Source organism: Phocaeicola plebeius DSM 17135 (assembly GCF_000187895.1).
Lineage (GTDB): Bacteria > Bacteroidota > Bacteroidia > Bacteroidales > Bacteroidaceae > Phocaeicola > Phocaeicola plebeius.
This window is the reverse complement of record NZ_DS990133.1, coordinates 295,391-313,763: the sequence shown is the minus strand read 5'-3', so window position 1 is coordinate 313,763 and position 18,373 is coordinate 295,391. Positions and strand designations below refer to the sequence as shown.

The following is an 18,373-nucleotide window of genomic DNA, read 5'->3' as shown; positions in this document are numbered from 1 at the left end:
CGTTCGTGCCGAGGTAAAATGGAAGTCTGTTCTTAGATAAAGTTATAGAATGTTTTTATCTAGCTTAATACTTTTTTCTATGTTCCATTCTGGTGTTTTCCGTTACTTTAAGTATTATTGTAGGGAACGTATCTGTCTTGGCTGATTATTGCTACATACTATTTTGAAAAGAAACCCGTCATTGATGTTAATTCTCAATGGCGGGTTTTTTTGCTATTGTGGTTTTATGCTAATCCCACAATATAATATAGTTTTATTGGTTAAGTAAACTGTCCGGATTTTCAACATGGATTTCTGTTTCTGGAGTTTTAAGCTGAATAGCGCCCCAGGTCTTCCATGTAGGAGATACAATATATTGTGGCTCTTGCATCTTGCCAAGTAATGCGGTAGCTTTTTTTACTTCGGCGTTTGTCTTGTCGAACAGTTCCTGCATGGTGATGTCTCCGTGGGAGTCCTTGATAGTCTTTAGCAAGTAATAGGTGTAATAGCCTTGCTTCTTATCATGGTATACACTTGAAGTCTGGTCACCGCTACTGGATGAAAAACTGATAGTATTGCCTTGTGGCATGCCTAATTTAGGAACTACACGTACACCCTTTTGGGCGATAAGTGGGGCAGCACTCTTATATCCACCGCTGAAACAAGCGTCCAAGAATACATAAGCTCCTTTAACAGGGTATGTGGCAAGTTTCTGATATAAGTCGGCTAGAGATATACCTAGGTGGATGTTTTTTCCGGTAATATCGACAGGAAGAAGATAAGCTTGCTTGGTAGCTTCATCATTATTTCCGTGTCCGGAGTAGTAGAAGAATAGTTCTGCATCCGGATCAGTGCTGGCCATATTCAGTAGCCAGTCTAGCTGCTCATGCATCATACCGGCTGTTGCATTAGGAATCACTTTAATTTGACTTGCCGGTATTCCGAAAGTTCGTACACAATACTCTCTGAATATCATTGCGTCATTTACCGCGTATGGTACATTGATTTCGGCATTTGCTCCAGTCATACTGTAATCTTCATTTCCAATGATAAGTGCGTATCTGTGGTTGTTGACTGCACCTTCTGGGATACCCTCAAGCAGTTCACTCTTAAATGACAATTGAAAATCCTGTAGGTTGACTTTCCGGTTTGCCAGTTTACCGTTGATTTTAATAGAATTTGCGGCAGTAAGATATTCACCCACTTTTACTTTGTAAGCTTCGTTGATGAGTGAAGACTGAGTTTCTTCTACAGCTGTCAGCATAACGGCTACAGAATCTTCTGCAAATCGTTTGTTTACCAGGAAACCGTAATCTAATGTGGCAACTTCGCCAGGAGCGATACTGTCAATCAGCATTTCCGGAGAGTCTGTTGTATACACATTCTTAGGCAGTGTGAAGTTGACCTTTACATTGCGTGCCGTTTTAGTACCGAAGTTCTGAAGTGCAATGGTCAGTTTACCATTAGAACCCAATGTAATAGATGAACCGTTTGATGCGAAGAACTGATGGTCGGCTATTTTCAGTCTTGGCATAGCATATTCCTGTGCATTGACGATAAGTTCTGACGGGTCTGCATCAAATCCGTTTGCTTCGAATGCATAAATATTGATTTTGGTTAAGGCTGTAGGCATTTCCTTTTTAACCAAATATCTGAAGGTATATTCTTTAGATGTTCCAGCAGGCAGATTTCCTCCATCCAACTCTCTAGGACCATCGAAATATTGGTCATATCCTTGTTGTTCGGATAATCTGATACGGATACTGTAAGCATCTCCTTTTCCTTTGTTCGCAATGGTGAATCTTACAGCAAAACTTTCGCCGGCATCAATCACTTTGTTATTGTTACCATCAATAAAACTGTCTACTCGGATAACAAGTTGAGCTGGTTCCAATGGAACAGGAGTTGAGCTGGAATTGTCTGTTATGGTTTCTGTCTTTTTGAGTGCTTCATTGTAGGCCAGCAGTCTGGGCTCAAATGTGGTAAACGAAGCTCCGTCGGAGATGATTTTATTTAAGACTTCATATTCGCTGGTCATATCCATGTACTGATATACCCCGGCAAGTCCTTGCATATACATTTTGGAATCAGGTTTCTGTTTCAGGATTTCTAAAAACAGTTTCTGGGCTTCCATTAAATAAGTCGATGCCTTTTGTCTTACCAATGCATATTCGGTATCACTGGCGATAGTGGCTCCATCATTGACTATTTTAGTAGCTACATTGAAGTTTGCTCTGGCCAATCCGGTGAGCAACTCAAAATTATTGGGTGCCAGCGCATATAATCTTTTATATATATCAAGAGCTTCGATATTCTGGCCTTGTTTTTCCAGAATGCGTGCCTTGATAGGGAGCACCTGTAGGTTATTGGGGTCAATGGTCAGAATTCTGTCGATGGTATTCAGCAGTTTGGGCATATTGTTGGTTGCAATATGGACATTTACCAGGTTATACAGAAAGTCGAGCGAAACAGGGTATTTGCTGATCGCTTTTTCCAGAATATTCTCTTGTTCGGCATAATTCTTCTGACTCATGTAAATCATGTTCAGATATACAAAGCAGTCCTTTTCTTGTGTGTTGTCACCTGATTCCAAATAAATATTGAAATATCTTTTGGCAACATCAAGTTTTTTCATGTTAAAAGCGGATACAGCTGCAAAATAGACTACAGAGTTATACCGGTCGTCCTTAGGTAGCAATTCGCTTCTAAACATAGGCATGTATCGGATGTCGATATATGCTGATGCGAAGTCGAGGGCCTTGGATGTTTCCTTTTGCTCGTAATAGTACAATGCGGCATTTAGAAGATACGGATACATGGAACGTAATCTGTTTTTAGTTCCATTGATGTAACTGGCATTGTTTTGTTCTTTAGTTACCTGTATGAAATTGTTGTATGCTTCCAACAGGTAGGTATACATACTGTTTGCATTGGCTCCTTTGTCTCTTTCGCTTTCGAAAAGCACATATTGCTGGTTTGCTCTTTTGTAGGCACTGCCTGCGTCTTGCGCTTGTACACTTAAAAGAGAAAAGAGGGCTATTGTGTATAAAAATAGAATTTTTCTCATCGCTTAATAAAGTTAAAAACAGAAGAACCGGAAAAAGCTTTCAGTTCTTCTGTCGTTTATATGTAGTTATAGTCTTTCCCCTAATTATTTTGTAGCAGGAAATGCATCTACAATAACAAATTCAATGTTGATTTTTCTATATTCACCACCACGTTCTTTTGCTACTTCTACGTGATATTCAAATTCGTTGTTTGTGTTTTTTAGAGTCGTAATGTTATTCTTTACATAGTCCATTACGCCTGCAGCTCTCAGCAATGCCAGCTGTTCATTTTGGGTAATTCCGCTTTCCTTTGTTACCGTAATATTGTCGAGGTTTCCATCTTTGTAGTACGGTTCATCAACAAATTCGCCATATTGTCCTTTATAGGCAATTTTGCTTCTGATAGGACTAGCGTCAGCTGAACCTGTAATTACAATCTTCACTTGTTTGTTTTCACCCAGATATGAAGCAAATTCTCCTTCAAATGCATTCTTGATGATTTTCATCAAAGACATTGCAGCATTTGAACTTTGGATATCATATCCACCAGAAGGGAAGTCTTCTTTTGCAGAGAACTCTTTGTTGATTACTTCATACTGATAACCCACTTTGTAATTTAAGATTTTCTCTCCATTGGCATTTACGTCAGGAATAACTTCTGTCTTGACATTAATCTGTGTATTGTCGGTGATGAGCTGATCTTGTTTGTTCTGTTCAACTACATCTTTCTTGATAGCTTCCAGTTTAGCTTCTTCCTGACTGGCTTGCTGCATAATTTCAAGAGGTACAAAGTTGCTGTCATCCTGAATACTTGTCATTTTCTTTCTTCCAAGGTTATCATAAATGTAGACTTTGTTGGTCGTTTCATTTTTCACTTCTACGTAAGCCAGCTCGAATTCATCATTGTCATTCAGGTAATATACGGCATTATCAAATGAAAGGTCTTTGCTGTCCTTGAACGATCCCAAATCTTCTACCGGTACCTCGATGGCAATAGGAGACATGGTGTTAAATCCTACGTTCAACATACCGTTGGTTGCATCATAGTTGCCAATGAATGGATTTTCAAGCGAGATTCTATCACCAGCTAATCTTGTTGCTGCTTCATTTTCGAACAATATTTGCTGTTTCATTCGTGTTTCATCATTTACACGAATAGCATATTCTTCCATTGATTCTCCCTGCATCATTTTTACCCATTCATTCATCTTGGCATCTACTTCACTGCTTACCAGTTTGCCGTAAAATGGGTTTAATCCGTTAGCATCCCAGAAAACGATAGATTTGCTTTCTCCGGAGAGGCCGTACACGTCTTTAGTTTGATTATTTGTGAAGAACTTAAATTGCATCAAGTTGCTGTTCTCATTTTCGATTTCTTGCTCAATCTTGTTGTTCTTCAGGTTCATTATGACAATTTTACTGTTGTCTTTTACTACTGCAATGTATTTGCCATCTGGATGGAAATACGGATTTTTCAGTTGTCCCGAGATGCTGTCAAACGTATGTTTCAGAGTCCAGGTTTTGGTGTCGTATATCATCAGTCCCTTCTTGTCGGTAGTAACAGCAAAAAGTGAAGCATCTTTAGAGAAGGCATCTCCTGTGATTTGACCTTCTATTTCTAATTTTGTTCTGAGTTCTTTGGTCTGGAAGTTCCATATATCAATTTCATTCTCGTGTTGTGAGGCAATAAAATAATTGTTGGAACTCATTTCCAGTGAAGAGGCTGGTGAGTTAGTCTTTATATAAGCTTGTGGCAGGTATTCTTTCGTATCGTAAATGATGATTTCATTTGCAGAAGTTGCAGCAATGAAATATCTGGCATTTGCCGAGTAGCACATACTGGTGGTTTCTGCATCCTTGTATTCTTTTCTTTTTTCTTTCAGAGAGAAAAGTCTTTTATCTTTTCTCAGGAAAGAATAGATGCGTATTTCTTTTCCTGGTCTTGCTACAGCAATAGAACTTCCTGTTGGATTGAAAGCCAATTGACTTAACTTGTTGTAAATTGTGACAGGTCTGTCTCTTAATGTCAACAGGTTTCCACCTGACAGGTATGCTACGCAGAAAGTTGTATTGTCAAATGTGGATATAGTGTTCTGTGCCGGAAAATCTTTTGCTCGTTTAACTTGTGCTGAAGCTAATCCACTGCCTAAAGCTGCAGCAATAAAACATGCAATAAATTTTTTGTTCTTGAAAAGCGAATTGTATTTATTCATAATGATTGGTTTTATGTTTTCTTTAATATTTTATTATCACAGGTTTGGTAGATGCCAATTGCGTAGGGCACCATCCTACGGGTGCATAGCTGCTACACGTTGGTTCGCAGTATGTGTATTCGTTGCCGTCTATTAAAAGAGTTTTTCCTTCCACTTTGCTATTGAATCTGACAGCCATAGCCAGATGTCCGGGATAGTAGAGAAGTACAGTGTCAAGTCCAAGCAAGTCTCTTATGAGATTGCTGAATAGGGCAGCTCTGTCTTCACAGTCACTGAATGGATAGAACAGCGTTTCTTCAGGGAAGAATGGCCGGTCTTGTCCCCACACAACCTCATCCAGTTGGTATTCGAAAGCTGTTTGTACGAAACCAATTAATATGTTGGCTGCTTCTGTTTCGGTTTTACCTTCAATTTTACTTCGTAACGCGGGATATAATTGCTTTTTAACCGACTCGCTTATTGGGGTAGAGGCATAAATAGTCCACTTTGTCATTTCATCGTTATTGATGTGTGACTGGGGATATGAGTGATAAAAATTCATTAAGTTCGAATTGAACTTTATATCAATATGTAAAGAGTCGGCAGCTTTAGATTCTATTTTGTGTACATCTGATGCTGCTATATCAAAAAGCTGCTCTTTATCAATGCTCAAACTTAATCCCTCTTCACCCGGATATTCATGTGCAAAAATATAGAGTCCGGTTTCTTTATAATCCAGCGGATAGAATGCGTCATCTTTTATTTTAAAATAAGCTTTACCGTATATGGTATTGGGGCTGGCAATCATCATGTACAGCTTATTAGATCTGGAACGTCCTATTCTGGTCTTATATCCGGATTGATTGAACAGGAAGGTCTGTAGAACCACGGCTTCGTTAGAGTTCTCACCATAATATGCTTGACTTAGTTCTTTTAATGTGTTAAGATAAGCCCAGTCGCACAGATTATGTTCTTTTCTCAGTTGCAGGCAATCGTAAATGAGATTATTGAAGCTTTTGTCCGATAGATGCATCCACATGTCAGCTACGTCATTTTCTGTAGTACCGTTTAATTGGTATTTGGAAGACGTACCTATTCTTACTTTCATTTGGGTACCGTAAGCATAAAACTGGAACACTTCGTCCCTCTGAATCGTTTCTTCTATGGGGGAGAGTGGCATAGGTTGTGCTTTCTTTTTTTTATGTATGCTTATTACCTTGCCATGTTCCAAAAAAGCTTTTTTGAGTTCGTTGATTTCTTTTTCGTCTGGAGCTGAAGGTGCCGGCATAGGCTTTACCTTATTTTCCATATCTTCAATGGAACTTTCGGAATTAAACCAGTCCCATTTTCCTCTCATAAACTCAGTATATCGGTTATTGACCTCTTTTCGAAAGTCTTTGTAGCTTGCTATCTGTTGCTGCTTAAATTCCCTGAATATTTCTTCTGGACTTTTTTCTTGTGCGTATATGGGTGAGAGAAATATATAACTAATAGATAAGATAATAAGTCTCTTCATCATTGTTTCAAGAATTAATTATTACGGACGTATTTCCATATGTAATACTTTAATGCTCATTTTGGGGTCGAGCTTTCTACAATTGGATAGCCATTCCGTGAACTCCTTGTAACTTAACTGTCTTGGCAAGTACTTGGCACCTGCATTGTCAGTTGCTTTTGTGAACGGGTTAGGTGAGAATATCACGTAAATCTGATTGTGCTCTACGGAACCTGAACAAGTCAGAGAGTATTGATCAACTAGATTCAGTTCTTCTGAAGCTTTTTCAGGTGAGAAAAATATGTATTCTTTCCCGTGTTTTACAATCTGTTGTCCATCGCTGTCATTCTGATAAGGCAGCAAGCAATAGGCTGTAGGGGTTTCATCGATGAGATAGACTGCTACATAGCCATCTACCGGTGTTTGAAATAGAAGATACATGAAATCATTGTCGTGAAACTCGCTGCTAGTAAATCGTTCTGTTGTTCCGTTTCTCAGAATTGTGGCTTTGAAGTTAATAGACGAGTTTTTTATTTCTCGTGCTTTACCACATACTGAACATTTCACAATCAGCATATTTTTTTCGTACAAGATTTCATATTGTGGTTCCCCGTCATTTTCAAGCCATTCACCTTTTACTTCACTTCCGCTTAAAGAGAAAAAGCGGTTGTCTGTCTTTCCATTCTCATTCGTGAGAACTGTAGAGTTGGTCTGGCTTACTATGGTTCCAAATTCATCAGCTAAAGCCTTGATCTTCGCTCTGTCCAAAGCTATATTCTTGGCTTGTTCCAGTGACTGATTAGTAGGTACATAGTAAATGTATTCACCACAAACCTTCCTTGCTTTTTGGGCATAGAAGGCAAGTGGTAAAGCAAGAAGTATTATTAAGGAAAAAATCCTTTTTGTTATAGCAAAATTCATGGAAGAAGAAATCTTATAATAGCACTGATTATTTCAGGAGGTTATTGAGTTCTTCACTCAGATTGCTGCTTTCTTCTGCAAGTGATTTTCGGATGGCATTTTTAGCAACCTGTTTTGCCATTTCGCTATTATATGCAATTCTTATAAGTACTTCTTTATTCTTGTTGCTTAAAGTACGGTATACTTCCATTACAACGATGGTGCGTCCGATGCTTTGTGAAATAAGATTCTTGCTTGCCATGATACTCTTAGTAACAGAAGAAGCATCTTCAGCTGAAAGCTGTGAGTTTGCTACTTGATTTTCTACAAGAGCTGTCATTTCTGTCTGAACCTGTGCTGCCAGATTTTGTTTGGCTAGTTCCATTGCCTGCATTTTTGCTCCATCGTAATTTTCTCCTGTACTGATAGCTTCCCCCATTAAGAATTTCTGATATCCGTTTTCGTCGTATTCATATTGCATGAGGTAAGATTTATCTAACTGTTTTTCTAGTGGAAGTGCTCCCGGAGCAATTTGCCATCCTTGTTTTTTTAGTTTTTTAGCTTCTTTACGAGCTTCTTTGGTAGCTTTTTCGTTTAATGCTTTCTTAGAAAGCTTGGCTATTTCTTTTCTTTCTTCCATGATTTCTTTTGCTGTTTTGTCTTGTGCAAAAACAGAAGAAATAGACAGCATAATTAAACTGAGACATAGTAATACTGCTTTTTTCATAAAATAGATAATTTAGTGATAATGATTTTTTAAACGTTTTCCGGGGTGCAAAGATAATGAATTATCACTTTTAGAATTTGTTTTTATCCTAAAAATGTTTCTTTTTGTCAAATATACAAAAAGTTCTGTCTATTTAAGTTACATTATTTGTCGATTTGTACAGTTTTTGCTGTGACCTATAACCCTAAATCAGTTAAATACTGTACCGTAAGTTCAATATAAGAAGTTTATAGAGAAGTAATCTTTGTTTTTCTTATTGAAAACCTAAGTTTCTTGAGACGGAACCCTAAGTCTTTCGACCTGGAAACATAAGGTTGGTATGCCGGAAACATAAAAACTACTTTGAGGATTATTCTTTGGGATAAATGCGTTGTTTAAAATGGGGGGATGCTGGCATTCTTTGGCTACTCTTTTTTAGGTATACAAGTCGGCAACTAAACAACTTTTTAGGAAATGTAAAAAATCGGTTGTTTTTTGTGAAAGAAGCGTTAGGTCAATAAGTTTTATCACTTTACTTATTGGGATGTGGAAGACTTGTCTTCTACTTATAAGTGGGGATTTTTTAATTTCTAATTTTCGTAATTTTTAGGTATTGATAGCCTTTTTTGTGTAGTATACCTTTGCGGTGTTCAAAAATCGCAGAGAAATGAAAAAAAAAGTTAGTTTATTTTTAACCGCTCTTTGCTGTGCCGTAGGAGCTGTTTCGGCCAGTGAAGTTGATTCGGTGCAGGTGGCTGAAGTACACGGAAATGTAGCTGCACGCAAACAGTATACGGACAATGACGAATATACCCGTTTCCGTCTGGGAGGCTATGGAGAAGCTGTGGCCAGTTTTAAGGATTATGGCATCAATCGTTATTACGGTAATCCCAATGGAAACACCCGTGATCATCGGAACACGATTTCTATTCCACGCTTTGTGCTGGCAATGGATTATAAGTTTACTCCGAAATGGATTCTGAGCGCAGAAATCGAATTTGAAGCCGGAGGAACAGGGGCTGCCATGGAGCTGGAGAACTCGGAAAACGGCGAATATGAAACGGAAATGGAAAAAGGGGGAGAAGTGGCCTTGGAGCAGTTTCATATCACCCGTCTTATTCATCCGGCTTTCAATGTGCGGGCGGGACACATGATTGTGCCGGTGGGACTGACCAATGCACATCACGAGCCGATTAATTTCTTCGGTACAGTGCGACCGGAGGGTGAAACCACCATCTTGCCTTCTACCTGGCATGAAACGGGTATTGAGTTTTTCGGTACGTTGGGAAAAGGATATGCCACTTTCGACTATCAGGTGCTGGTGGTGGCCGGACTGAATGCCAACGGATTCGACCGGAATACTTGGGTTGCCAGCGGTAAGCAGGGCTTGTTTGAGGAAGATAATTTCAATTCTCCTGGGTATGTGCTTCGTGTAGATTACCGTGGAGTGCCGGGACTGCGTGTAGGAGGTTCTTTTTATTATTGTGCCAATACGGCAGGTAATTCCGACAAACCCAATTTCTACGAGGGACAGAAAGCACCGTTACGGATTTATTCAGGCGACTTGCAGTACAAGAATGACTATGTGACTGCACGTGCCAATATGGTCTATGGTAACCTGAGCAACTCAAAGTTTATTAGCAGCAAGAATGTCCGTTTGTCGAACAATGCTTCTTACAGCCGCGTGGTTCCGGTAGCTAAAAATGCAGTCAGTTATGCCGGAGAGGTGGGTGTGAACCTGCGTTCCATTTTCAATCACAATCCCAAAGTTCCTGTGATTTATCCGTTTGCCCGCTATGAATACTATAATCCGCAAGAAAAAGGAGAAGCCGGGCAGACCATGGACTTGCGTAACAAGGTCAGCATGTGGGTGGCCGGATTGAATTGGTTTGCTTTGCCTAATCTGGTGGTGAAGGCAGACTATACTACCCGTCAGATTGGTACAGGAAAGATGTTCGGTACCGGACCGTATACCAGTGAAAATGAGTTTTCCATTGGCTTGGCCTACATCGGCTGGTTTTTCAAGAAATGATTTATTAACTCCTAAAAAACTATTATGTATATGAAAAAGAATTTCTTTTATGCGGCAGCCTTGGCAATGGGGCTGACCTTTTCGATGACAGCGTGCAGTAACGAAGACACACCGACAGAACCGACCGATGCGGCCAACATTGATTATACGTCGGAAAACGCGACTAGCTGGAACAACTACATGAAGGCAGTGGTTACCTTACTTCGTAAAGATGCTTCCGACTTGTATGGCTATTGGGCTACCAGTTACAAGGGAGGTGAAAGTTATGCCGTGACCTTTAAAAATCATGAGGCACCGTTCAACAGTGCAGGTTCTTGCGTGCAGCAAGTGATAGACGGTTGTGTAGATATTGCCAATGAGGTGGGAGAAACAAAAATCGGTGACCCGTATTCCAAATACCAGGCAGGGAAGGTAACAGAAGCCCTCTATGCAGTAGAATCCTGGTATAGCTGGCACTCGCGCGAAGACTATTCCAATAACATCGTATCTATCTGTAATGCTTTCTGTGGTGTGCGCAGTGAGGCTTTGATTAGTGGAGCTGCTATTGATAAAACTCAGGTGGCCACGCAATCCTTGTACACGGTATTGGTGAGCAACGGGCAGCAGCAACTGGCAGATAATACTTTGTTGGCTATCAAGAATGCTTACGATAAGATTTTAGCCATCCCGCAACCGTTCCGTAACCATATCAACAGCGAACAGAGTCTGGCGGCTCAGGAAGCCTGCAGTGAACTGAGTGTCTTGTTGAAAGATAAGGTAAAACCGGCTTGTGATGCATTGTCGGAAGCTGTGCTGAGTCCGGTGGTAAAGAACTACGTGGATGTAGTGGTATTACCCACTTATTCAGACCTGAAAGACAGAGTAGCTACTTTGTATGACAAGGTGAATACGCTGGCAGCCAACCCAACCAATCAGGCTTTCAAGGATGCCTGTGATGCTTGGATTACTGCCCGTGAACCATGGGAAAAGAGTGAGGCTTTCTTGTTTGGTCCGGTAGCAGATCAGGGACTTGACCCGAACATGGACAGCTGGCCGCTTGACCAGGCTGCCATCGTGAACATCCTGAATTCAGGAGATTACAGCCAGATGGAATGGAGTGGCGACTACTCAGAAGACAGTGAAGCCATTTCTGCCGCACAGAATGTACGTGGTTTCCATACTTTGGAATTCCTGTTGTTCAAAGACGGACAAGCACGTACGGTAGATTAAGCATGAAGATAAATTTTTGATGAATGACAGGCAGGGGAGTAAAGAAGGGGAAGCCCTCCTTTACTTCCTCTGTATGTTTCCGAAAAAGAGAAGAATAAATGAGAATAGTAAAACTTTTGTTATACGGACTTTTCCCCTGTTTTCTATGGAGCTGTGAGAAAGAAGGAACCGACCAGCAGTACGTGGAGTTGCCGGAAGGCTTTGCACTGTCAGCCGGTACGGCTACTAATTTTCTGACTTCTTCGAAAGCTTATGATTTTGAAGCGTCGTGGCTGTCGGGTATTTATAGCAGCCGTTTTAACGACGGAGATGGATTGTATGACGATGTGCGTACCAGTAGTAACCAGGATGGTGGATTAGGTCCCGTGTATGCCGGTTATTCCTGTGGAAGTTGTCACCGCAATGCCGGACGTACCAAGCCTACCTTGTGGAGTGAAGGTGGCTCAGGAAATTACGGTTTTTCTTCCATGTTGGTATATATCACCCGAAAGAACGGAGCCTTCTTCCAGAACTACGGCCGTGTGCTCCATGATCAGGCCATTTATGGGGTGGAACCGGAGGGAAAATTGTCAGTGAAGTATGACTACCAGACATTCGAATTTCCCGATGGAGAAACTTATGAGCTTTGCAAGCCGACCTATACCATTACGGAGTGGTATGCCGACAGTATTCGTCCGGAAGATTTGTTCTGTTCTGTCCGTATACCGTTACGTCATGTGGGAATGGGGCAGATGATGGCACTCGACCAGAAAGAAATCGAAGCATTGGCTGCCAAAAGTAATTACCCCGAATACGGCATTAGCGGACGGTGCAATTATATCAGTGAGCGTGGAGTAACTCGTTTGGGACTTTCGGGCAACAAGGCACAGCATGCTGATTTGACGGTGGAATTAGGATTCTCCAGTGACATGGGGGTGACCAACAGCCGTTATCCTGAGGAGATATGTGAGGGACAGATACAGATGGATCAGGGCAGTATGATGGGACTTTCGTACGACCAGCTGGACGTGTCGACCGAGGACATGGAGGATGTGGACTTGTATATGCACTGCCTGGGTGTGCCGGCCCGCCGGAATGTGAATGATCCGCAGGTACAGAAAGGAGAACAGAAATTCTATGAGGCGAAATGTCACCTTTGCCATGTGACTACGCTGCATACAAAAGTAAGAGGAGCCACACTGCTGAACGGTACGGAACTACCGTGGTTGGGCAATCAGACCATCCATCCGTATTCTGATTTTCTGCTGCATGATATGGGGTCGGAAATTATGGGTGTGGGTTTGAACGACAATTACGTAAGTGGTCTGGCCCGGGGGAATGAATGGCGTACCACTCCATTATGGGGCATCGGCTTGCAGGAAGTGGTGAACGGACATACCTATTTCCTGCACGACGGACGCGCCCGTAACCTCGTAGAGGCTATCATGTGGCATGGAGGAGAGGCGGAAGCTTCGAAAAACTTGTTTAAACGCATGAGTAAGGAAGACCGTGATGCCTTGATTGCGTTTTTAAATTCACTTTAATCATTAAGTATAGAAACTGATAACTTATGAAAAAAATACTGACTGCTTTGTGTCTGTCTGCGCTAATGCCATTGACAGCACTGGCACAACATGAAGAGGATACGGAAAATGGTATCGTGTCGTTGGCTGGGAGAGAAGGATTTACCATCGCTTCTAAGAAAGGAGATTTTGTGTTCAAGCCTTATCTGTTAGTGCAGACAAGTGCCAACTTCAACTGGTATGATGATGAAGGACTGGACAAGGCCTATAATCAGGACAATGTGGCTAACTCAGGCTTTGCTATTCCTTATGCAGTGTTGGGCTTTACAGGGAAAGCCTTTGGCAAAGTGTCGTTCAATCTGTCACTGAATGCAGCGGCTACGGGCGCAGCCTTGTTGCAGCAGGCTTGGTTCGATGTGGAGCTGAAAAAACAGTTTTCTATCCGCGTGGGTAAGTTTAAAACACCTTTTTCGCATGCCTACCTGACTACGCTAGGAGAAACCTTGATGCCCTCCTTACCGCTGTCGCTGACCGCTCCGGTGATTCTGCCTTATTCGTTGAATGCCGTGACTCCCAATATCGGAACGGGATTCGACTTGGGAGTGGAAGTACACGGTCTGCTGGCGGATAAGTTTGGTTATGAAGTGGGACTTTTCAATGGTACGGGTATTTCGGTGAATACGGCAGGAAAGACCTTCAGTGATGACTGGCACATTCCTTCCTTACTTTATGCCGGACGCTTTACCTACATGCCCAAAGGAGTGATGCCTTCTACGCAGGGAAATCTTAACCGGCTGAATGAAGACAAACTGATGCTGGGAGTATCCACTTCATTGAATGTGGAGAGTGAGAACGAAAGTACGAACGATTACCGTGCCGGATTGGAGTTTGCCATGTTGAAAAGAAAACTCTATCTGGGAGCGGAAATGTATTACATGCACGTGGGCTTTACCAAACGGCAGAAAATTGACCAGGGGTATCACTACCTGGGTGGATACGTACAGGGAGGCTATTTTGTGACTTCCCGCTTGCAAGCTACGGCACGTTATGATTTCTTCAACCGTAACGGAATGGATACAAACGGATTCATGAATATGCCGGCCGTGGGAGTAAACTATTTCTTTAAAGGCTGCAACCTGAAATTACAGGCTATGTATCAGTTTGTAGGGCGCTGGGGGCACGATACACAACTTGACCGTGATAATGACGACTTGGGTATAGCGACCCATAATGCCACGGTGATGCTTCAGTACACGTTCTAAAAGGAAGGAGGGTGTGATGAAAAGAAATGTGTATGGATGGATACTCTTGGGGCTGGGAATCCTATGCTTGGTTTCCTGCGACGAAGGACGTATCTATGAAGCGGTGCCAGCTACGGCAGAAGGCGGACGTACGGTGAAATTCACCGGAAAGGTAACGGGTATGGATACCTGGCCTTCCGGATATACGGTAGCCGTAGCCGGTTTTGATGCGAAAAGTGAATATGCACTGACTTCTGCCAATGTGATGCCTTCGCAGGCAGGAGAAGATGGTACGGTGCAGGTGGTGATGTCGGGAGTGACCGATGAAGTCACTCAAATAGAATTGTGCGTGATTAACCGCATTCGGGAGCGGGTAGTGACCTTCGCCAGGGTCGATTGCTCGGAAACGGCAGAAGACACGATTCGTATGGACGTGGGTGCACAGCAAGTCGGCATGTTCCAGGCTGTGCAACAGCAAGTGTTTGATTCCCGCTGTGCCAGTTGCCATGGAGGAAGCACTTCAGCGGCAGGGCATTTGTTCCTGACTGCAGGAAAAAGCTATGAACAGCTGGTAAATGTCCCGTCTGTAGTGAATCCGGAAGTCATGAGGGTGAAACCGGCAGATGCGGAAAACAGCTTTTTGTATCAGGTACTGCATGAAAACGGTCACGTGCACCATGACCATCAGGACATTCTTTCGGCTGAGCCGGTATTATTGAACTTGATAGATGATTGGATAAATGGAGGTGCCAAACCTTGAATATTAAAATAGTATGAATATGAGCCACAAACAACTACGAAACCACAAGTCACAAGAAAATACATTAGTAGAAATTTCATGTTTTGAACCGGCTGAAGGAGTCGCTGAATACCATGTGATGATTCACGTTACTCGGCCTTCTTTGACGTATCAGGAACAATTGGATACCTTGCTCGATACCTATTATCAGCTGTTGGAGAATGAGTTGAAGGGATCTGTTGCCGTGTTCAAGCGTTATTTTTTAAGCGATGCTGCCAATCAGGCCGACTGGCTGGCGGTACAGGTGCCGGAAAGCTCAGTCTGTGCCTGTTCGATTGTGGAACAGCCCCCGCTGAACGGAACAAAAATAGCTTTATGGGTATATCTGCAATCCGGTGTGCAATGTCGTGCGCTGGAAAGCGGATTGTTCGAAGTGCCACACGGGGCTTACCGCCATCTGTGGGGTGGTTCGGCTTGTAATCGGGCGGCTAATTCAGAATACCAGACCCGCTTGTTGCTGAATGATTATATCCTGCAACTGATTGCACAGGGTGGGCATCTGGCTGAGAACTGCATTCGTACCTGGTTTTTTGTACAGAATGTAGATGTGAATTATGCCGGAGTGGTAAAAGCCCGTAACGAAGTGTTTGTGACGCAGGATTTGACACCACAAACACATTATATAGCCAGTACCGGTATCGGTGGGCGTCATGCCGATACACAGGTGCTGGTACAGATGGATACGTATGCCGTGTTGGGTATCCACCAGGAACAGATTCATTATTTATATGCACCGACTCATTTGAATCCTACGTATGAGTATGGAGTAAGTTTTGAACGTGGTACGTATGTGGACTATGGTGACCGACGTCAGGTTTTCATATCAGGTACGGCCAGTATCAATCATAAGGGTGAAGTGGTGTATCCAGGCGACATTCGGAGGCAGACTGAACGTATGTGGGAAAACGTGGAGGCCTTGTTGAAGGAAGCAGAAATGTCGTTCGATGACATCGGACAGATGTTGGTTTACCTGCGCGATGCGGCAGATTATGCCGTGGTGCGGGAGATGTTCGACCAGCGTTTCCCGGAAACGCCAAAAGTGATTCTGTTGGCTCCTGTCTGCCGTCCGGGTTGGCTGATAGAGATGGAGTGCATGGGTACAAAAATGATGAAGCATACACAGTATCCTGATTTTTAGTTTGTATGAAAAAACGTCTGTGGAAAAACGTCTGGGTAGTTCTTTATGTGGTGCTGATGGGAGTATTGGCCATAGCTACTTTTTTAGAGCATGCATACGGAACAACTTTTGTCCAGGCACATATATATCACGCTTGTTGGTTTTGTGGCTTGTGGGGTGCGCTGGCTTTCGGGCTTGTGCGGGCATGTGGCAAATGCCGGCTGTGGAAGCGTCTCCCGGTCTTGTGGTGGCATGGCTCTCTTTTAGTGATACTGGGAGGGGCCATGCTTACCTATCTGACAGGTGAAAAAGGGTATGTGCATCTGATGCAAGGGCAAGAAGTGAAGAGTTTTATCCGGACTTCCGACCAGCAAGCGAGGGCGTTGCCTTTCAGTCTTTCTCTGGACAGCTTCAGGGTGGTTTATTATCCGGGAACGGAAGCCCCTTCTGATTACAAGAGTTACGTGAGTTATAAAGTGAATGGAAAATGGAAAGAAGAGGTAATCTCAATGAATCACATTCTTTCTGTAGAGGGTTATCGTTTTTATCAGTCATCATACGACCCGGATTTGTCTGGAAGCTGGTTGAGTGTAAACTATGACCCTTGGGGAATTGCTGTAACCTATGCCGGGTATTTGTGTCTGGCTTTCTCTTCTTTATGGCTGTTAGGCAGCCGGAGGGAGACTTTTTTCCGCTTGTTACGTCATCCCCTATGGAGAAAAATGGGACTGGTATGGCTGGGAGTATGTGCTTTCCAGTTGACGGCTCAAGCTCGTCCGGTCAGTGTCCTGGCCCGGCAGGATGCGGAAAAGCTGAAGATGAGTCAGGTGATATACCACGACCGTGTGGCGCCCTTCCATACTTTGGCCCGTGACTTTGTAATCAAGTTGAGCGGAAAACCTTCTTATCATGGTTTGACACCGGAACAAGTGGTGGCCAGTTGGTTACTTTATCCCGAAGAATGGCAGCACGAACTGATGTTTCGGGTGAAAAGTGAACGGTTGAGGCAGGAATTGGGATTGAAATCGGAGTATGCCGCACTGGTAGACTTGTTTGATGGAAAGACCTATCGGTTGGAGGGATTGTTGCAGAGACTACAGGACGAAGTGCGAAATACGCATGAGAAAGGTTGGTTGGAGAACCATCGGGCAAAAAAGTTGGAAAAAGAAGTGTTGGAACTGGATGAGAAGGTCGGTATGGTACTGATGCTTCAGAAAGGTACTTTTATCCGTCCTTTGCCGGAGGATGGAAGTGTCACTCCGTTATCGCCGTTAAGAATACGTGCAGAGATTTTCTATCATGCGGTACCGTTCACTAAAGTTTTGTTTATGGCTAATCTTTCTTTAGGTTTGCTGGCTTTGGGATGGTGGGTCTATTCCTATGTGATGCAAGAAGGCGATAAGGCAAGAAACTGGAGTAGTAGGTGGCGACGGATATGGGTGTGGGCTGTATGGATGGCCTGTCTGTTTCATTGGACTTCTTATTTGCTTCGTTGGTATATTGGAGGACGGATTCCTTTGGGAAACGGACATGAAACGATGCTTTTTTTAGCGGGATTTCTGTTATTGTGTACTTGTATCTGGCAGCGGCGGTTCTCGTTTTTGCTTCCAACCGGTTTATTGCTTTCCGGTTTTACCTTGCTGGTGGCTTATCTGAGCGAGATGAATCCGCAGATAACCCCGTTGATGCCGGTATTGCTGTCACCCTGGCTGAGTCTGCATGTATCATTGATTATGGTGTCGTATGCCTTATTTGCTTTGATGTGTCTGTGTAGTATCCTGGCACTGAGTATTCGGCGGCATACTTGGCAGCGGCAACGGCTGACTTTATTTTGTCGGGTCTTGCTTTATCCGGCAGTGTTGTGTTTAGGAATAGGAATTTTTATCGGTGCGGTATGGGCCAACGTGTCCTGGGGGAGCTATTGGGCTTGGGATCCGAAAGAAGTCTGGGCTCTGATTACTTTCATGCTTTATGGAATGGCTTTTCATGTGCAAAGTATCCCTCGTTTCAGAAATCCGTACTTTTTTCATTGGTTTTTAATCGTTTCGTTCTCTGCCATACTGATGACCTATTTCGGCGTAAACTATGTACTCGGAGGAATGCACAGTTATGCCGGATAAGTGATAGCTTTTTATCCTTTTGGGCGAATGATTT

12 protein-coding genes are annotated in these 18,373 nt (G+C 42.9%); 7 read left to right on the top strand and 5 right to left on the bottom strand.

Features of this window, described 5'->3' with window-relative positions; genetic code table 11:
* Positions 1-253 precede the first annotated feature (253 nt).
* The 5 genes from BACPLE_RS14145 to BACPLE_RS14125 form a co-directional block, all read right to left on the bottom strand.
* Positions 254-3,046: a caspase family protein gene (locus tag BACPLE_RS14145; protein WP_007563144.1), complete on the bottom strand. Its 2,793-nt coding sequence runs from the start codon at positions 3,044-3,046 to the stop codon at positions 254-256.
* Positions 3,047-3,130: 84 nt separating this feature from the next.
* Entirely contained in the window at positions 3,131-5,239 is a 2,109-nt protein-coding gene (locus tag BACPLE_RS14140) for a WD40 repeat domain-containing protein (RefSeq protein ID WP_007563143.1), read from the bottom strand.
* A gap of 22 nt (positions 5,240-5,261) precedes the next feature.
* Positions 5,262-6,737 (bottom strand): hypothetical protein, encoded by a 1,476-nt coding sequence (locus BACPLE_RS14135; RefSeq protein WP_007563142.1) that lies wholly within the window; start codon positions 6,735-6,737, stop codon positions 5,262-5,264.
* Positions 6,738-6,755: 18 nt separating this feature from the next.
* Positions 6,756-7,634: a DUF4384 domain-containing protein gene (locus BACPLE_RS14130; RefSeq protein ID WP_007563140.1), complete on the bottom strand. Its 879-nt coding sequence runs from the start codon at positions 7,632-7,634 to the stop codon at positions 6,756-6,758.
* Positions 7,635-7,662: 28 nt separating this feature from the next.
* Complete coding sequence (locus tag BACPLE_RS14125; RefSeq protein WP_007563139.1) at positions 7,663-8,340, bottom strand: hypothetical protein; 678 nt, start codon at positions 8,338-8,340, stop codon at positions 7,663-7,665.
* A 646-nt stretch (positions 8,341-8,986) separates the two neighbouring features.
* Here BACPLE_RS14125 and BACPLE_RS14120 point away from each other — a divergent pair.
* From BACPLE_RS14120 to BACPLE_RS14090, 7 genes are all read left to right on the top strand, one after another.
* Entirely contained in the window at positions 8,987-10,351 is a 1,365-nt protein-coding gene (locus BACPLE_RS14120; protein WP_007563138.1) for a hypothetical protein, read from the top strand.
* A 30-nt stretch (positions 10,352-10,381) separates the two neighbouring features.
* A complete protein-coding gene (locus BACPLE_RS14115; protein ID WP_040313303.1) occupies positions 10,382-11,560 on the top strand; it encodes an imelysin family protein in 1,179 nt (392 codons plus the stop codon).
* A gap of 98 nt (positions 11,561-11,658) precedes the next feature.
* Positions 11,659-13,083 carry a di-heme oxidoredictase family protein gene (locus BACPLE_RS14110; RefSeq protein WP_007563134.1) on the top strand — a complete coding sequence of 475 codons (1,425 nt, stop codon included), beginning with the start codon at positions 11,659-11,661 and terminating at the stop codon, positions 13,081-13,083.
* Positions 13,084-13,109: 26 nt separating this feature from the next.
* Complete coding sequence (locus BACPLE_RS14105; RefSeq protein ID WP_007563131.1) at positions 13,110-14,324, top strand: porin; 1,215 nt, start codon at positions 13,110-13,112, stop codon at positions 14,322-14,324.
* Positions 14,325-14,337: 13 nt separating this feature from the next.
* A complete protein-coding gene (locus BACPLE_RS14100) occupies positions 14,338-15,063 on the top strand; it encodes a hypothetical protein (RefSeq protein WP_148374568.1) in 726 nt (241 codons plus the stop codon).
* A 19-nt stretch (positions 15,064-15,082) separates the two neighbouring features.
* Entirely contained in the window at positions 15,083-16,240 is a 1,158-nt protein-coding gene (locus tag BACPLE_RS14095) for a Rid family hydrolase (RefSeq protein ID WP_040313302.1), read from the top strand.
* Positions 16,241-16,245: 5 nt separating this feature from the next.
* Positions 16,246-18,339: a cytochrome c biogenesis protein CcsA gene (locus BACPLE_RS14090; RefSeq protein WP_007563126.1), complete on the top strand. Its 2,094-nt coding sequence runs from the start codon at positions 16,246-16,248 to the stop codon at positions 18,337-18,339.
* Positions 18,340-18,373 lie beyond the last annotated feature (34 nt).

Excerpts from the sequence above, each read along its gene's own strand:
- BACPLE_RS14145 (WP_007563144.1), bottom strand. The coding sequence starts at position 3,046 with ATGAGAAAAATTCTATTTTTATACACAATAGCCCTCTTTTCTCTTTTA.
- BACPLE_RS14140 (WP_007563143.1), bottom strand. The coding sequence starts at position 5,239 with ATGAATAAATACAATTCGCTTTTCAAGAACAAAAAATTTATTGCATGT.
- BACPLE_RS14135 (WP_007563142.1), bottom strand. The coding sequence starts at position 6,737 with ATGATGAAGAGACTTATTATCTTATCTATTAGTTATATATTTCTCTCA.
- BACPLE_RS14130 (WP_007563140.1), bottom strand. The coding sequence starts at position 7,634 with ATGAATTTTGCTATAACAAAAAGGATTTTTTCCTTAATAATACTTCTT.
- BACPLE_RS14125 (WP_007563139.1), bottom strand. The coding sequence starts at position 8,340 with ATGAAAAAAGCAGTATTACTATGTCTCAGTTTAATTATGCTGTCTATT.
- BACPLE_RS14120 (WP_007563138.1), top strand. The coding sequence starts at position 8,987 with ATGAAAAAAAAAGTTAGTTTATTTTTAACCGCTCTTTGCTGTGCCGTA.
- BACPLE_RS14115 (WP_040313303.1), top strand. The coding sequence starts at position 10,382 with ATGAAAAAGAATTTCTTTTATGCGGCAGCCTTGGCAATGGGGCTGACC.
- BACPLE_RS14110 (WP_007563134.1), top strand. The coding sequence starts at position 11,659 with ATGAGAATAGTAAAACTTTTGTTATACGGACTTTTCCCCTGTTTTCTA.
- BACPLE_RS14105 (WP_007563131.1), top strand. The coding sequence starts at position 13,110 with ATGAAAAAAATACTGACTGCTTTGTGTCTGTCTGCGCTAATGCCATTG.
- BACPLE_RS14095 (WP_040313302.1), top strand. The coding sequence starts at position 15,083 with ATGAGCCACAAACAACTACGAAACCACAAGTCACAAGAAAATACATTA.
- BACPLE_RS14090 (WP_007563126.1), top strand. The coding sequence starts at position 16,246 with ATGAAAAAACGTCTGTGGAAAAACGTCTGGGTAGTTCTTTATGTGGTG.